Raw genomic sequence first — 2,557 nt, 5'->3', positions numbered from 1 at the left:
CCACCCGAGTGTGGCTGCGGCGCAACAAGATGCCGTGGCGCTTGGCTTGGCGCACCAATGTTTGCAGGGCTTTCAGATACAATCGGCTATCCGTCGGGTGGGCGATGTTCTTCGGCTGCACCGTGGTGTCAACGGTGATCCGCTGAAAGCTGCTTTCCTTCACCGCCCCGGTCTCGACCGCCACGCCAACGGTGGCCGCCAAAACCTTTTCCATGCCCTCTGGGCCAACCCGTTTGCGCCAGCGCGTCATGGTGCTGGGATCAATGGGAAGATGATGTTGAAAGAACTCAAATCCGCAGAAATATTGCCAGTAGGGGTTCTCGACCCAGCGCTCTACCGCTTCTTCGTCCGACAGATCATGCATGTGCTTCAAATAATGCAGACCGACCATCAATCGCGTCGATTTAGCCGGACGGCCCAGCGGTTTGTAGTGCTTGCCGAAGGCCTCATCAAACGAAGACCAGGGCATCATCCCGGCCAACCGGATCAAGTGATGCTTCATGTCGATGATGGCGTCCAGACGTTCGCGAAACAGATCGGCATCACGGCGGCGGGGTTTTTTAGGCTTCATGAGAATCTACCAGAAAATGAGCGTTACGGGACTGCTTTCTGGCATTTTCCTATATTTAGAATCCCAAGGGAATCATTATTTATCAATATGTTGAGAGTTTTTCAGGGCGAACGAAGTAGGTTTCGAGTCTCAAAACGGCTTCCAGCTTGCCGTGATCTTGGAACTCGCCGCCGTTGCCGAACGTTACGGTCTTGCGCGCGGCCTGGGGTAGGCGTTCGAGAACTTCAATCAGCGCCGCGCCTGTCTCAAACGCCGTTTTTGTCTTCAAGGGGGTGGTGAGGGTGAACCGGGTTTTCCTTTCGCACACGGTGAGCAGGTTTCCGCGCTGGGTGCGAAACTGCATCAAGTCTCCCTCCCAGTGTCCGAATTCTTGACGTAAAGCCACGGTTTGCGGGCGTTCATGGATGGAGCGACGGTCCGCCAAAGGCTCGCGATGGCGCTTGAAGTAGCGCCGCCCGCGACTGGCTTTAGCGCGCGGCAGGAAACGGTGGAGCTTCTCGGACCTCATGCGCGGGCGGTAAATGTAACGATAGATTGTCTCAACGCCCACGGTGTGTTCTGATCCTTCCCGCCTGAGGCGGCCCACGATCTGCTCCGGCGACCATCCCATTGCAAGACGGTCGTTAACGTAGGTCCGAACCTGCCTCAGGCGCTCAATCCGCGACAGCCTTCGTCGCCGGGACAGAGCGATCCGATCTGCGGACGCGGGTTTGTAATCACCGCGCGGCAGCGCGTAGCGCTCCAACTCACGGCTGATGGTGGATGGATCACGGCCCATTATGCGACCGATCTTGCGAAGAGACGTGTTGGACTGGCGCAGTCGGTAAATCTCATAGCGCTTGTCTGAACTGAGCTGGTCATAATGCTTTCCCATTGCAACTCCGCAGCATAGCAGTGTTGCACTTCGCTTGAGAATTTAGAGCATTTCCGGGTTATTTTGACGCATAACCATCTGCGGCAAAGAAGTTGCGGCATTCATCTGGCTTGAACAGGTCGCAAACTTTTCCAGCCGTCTTCCACAGGTCATCGATTGTACGAGGTTTCAGGCGTTTCATATGAGACTTAAATTTTGAGAACGCCAGTTCTATGGGGTTAAAATCAGGCGAATATGGCGGCAGGAATAAGAGCCAGGCCCCTCGTTTTTCAACCGCCTGCTTGGCGCTGTCACATTTGTGCGCTGAGAGATTGTCGAGAACAACAACGTCCCCTTTGCTCAAGGTCGGAGCGAGTTGTGTTTCGATGTAATGCGCGAAGATATCAGCGTTCATGGGGCCATCAACAATCCAGGGGGCGGTTAAGCGATCACAGCGCAACCCGGCAATAAAGGTCATGGTTTTCCAGTGTCCGTGAGGAATGCTGGCGACCATCCGCTGGCCTTTGCGACAGCGCCCCCTCAGGCGCGCCATCTTGGTGTTGAGACCGGTTTCATCAATGAACACGATGTTGCCGATCTTTTCGGGGTGGGCCTCAAGCCAGTTCTGACGCTTGCGCCACACCGTTCGTGCCGCCTGTACATCAGGACGCCCCTGCTCGCTGGCGTGGGCCGTTTTTTTTGAAGCTGATTTTACGCGACCGAAGCCAGTCATCTATGGTCGATTTGGGGGCGCGAACGCCATGGACGCTGGATAACCGCTCGGACAATTCTTGTAAGGTCATGTCCGGCGTCTCTTCAATCCAGCTCAGGATATCAGCTCCGTAGGGATCAAGGCGGCGCTTGTGGGGACCATGTCCTTTGGGGGCCACGGACCCTTCTGTTTCATACTGATGCACAAAGCGGATGGCAGAACTTGGACTCACCTCAAAATGGGCTGCAGCACGCCGACACGACATCCCTGTGGCCACTTTCTGAACCAAACGAATACGTAAATCATGCGAAATGGTCATGATAAAAACTCCCTCGCGTTCCGATGACCAAGGGAATCACAAAACTCTTAACAGGGATTCAACAAAATCAACTTCGACTCATTTATTATCGGAAACGCTCTA

Annotated in this window: 3 protein-coding genes and 1 pseudogene; all 4 read right to left on the bottom strand. The window is 54.8% G+C overall.

Translation table 11 applies throughout. The features are described 5' to 3' along the window. Positions 1-571: pseudogene (locus BEN30_RS16145) on the bottom strand (IS5-like element ISVbsp2 family transposase); the annotation flags it as partial. An 82-nt stretch (positions 572-653) separates the two neighbouring features. Beyond that, positions 654-1,445 (bottom strand): IS30 family transposase, encoded by a 792-nt coding sequence (locus BEN30_RS16140; protein ID WP_069959345.1) that lies wholly within the window; start codon positions 1,443-1,445, stop codon positions 654-656. Between the two features lie 58 nt (positions 1,446-1,503). Beyond that, a complete protein-coding gene (locus BEN30_RS19270; protein ID WP_084005484.1) occupies positions 1,504-2,067 on the bottom strand; it encodes an IS630 family transposase in 564 nt (187 codons plus the stop codon). A gap of 19 nt (positions 2,068-2,086) precedes the next feature. Continuing rightward, complete coding sequence (locus BEN30_RS19265) at positions 2,087-2,455, bottom strand: helix-turn-helix domain-containing protein (protein ID WP_069956304.1); 369 nt, start codon at positions 2,453-2,455, stop codon at positions 2,087-2,089. Between the last annotated feature and the right edge of the window lie 102 nt (positions 2,456-2,557).

This window comes from Magnetovibrio blakemorei, assembly GCF_001746755.1.
Taxonomy (GTDB): Bacteria; Pseudomonadota; Alphaproteobacteria; order Rhodospirillales; family Magnetovibrionaceae; genus Magnetovibrio; species Magnetovibrio blakemorei.
The sequence above is the reverse complement of the archived record's forward strand: the minus strand, read 5'-3'. Positions and strand labels throughout refer to the sequence as shown.

Coding starts and splice junctions, on each gene's coding strand:
- BEN30_RS16140 (WP_069959345.1), bottom strand. CDS start 1,445: ATGGGAAAGCATTATGACCAGCTCAGTTCAGACAAGCGCTATGAGATT.
- BEN30_RS19265 (WP_069956304.1), bottom strand. CDS start 2,455: ATGACCATTTCGCATGATTTACGTATTCGTTTGGTTCAGAAAGTGGCC.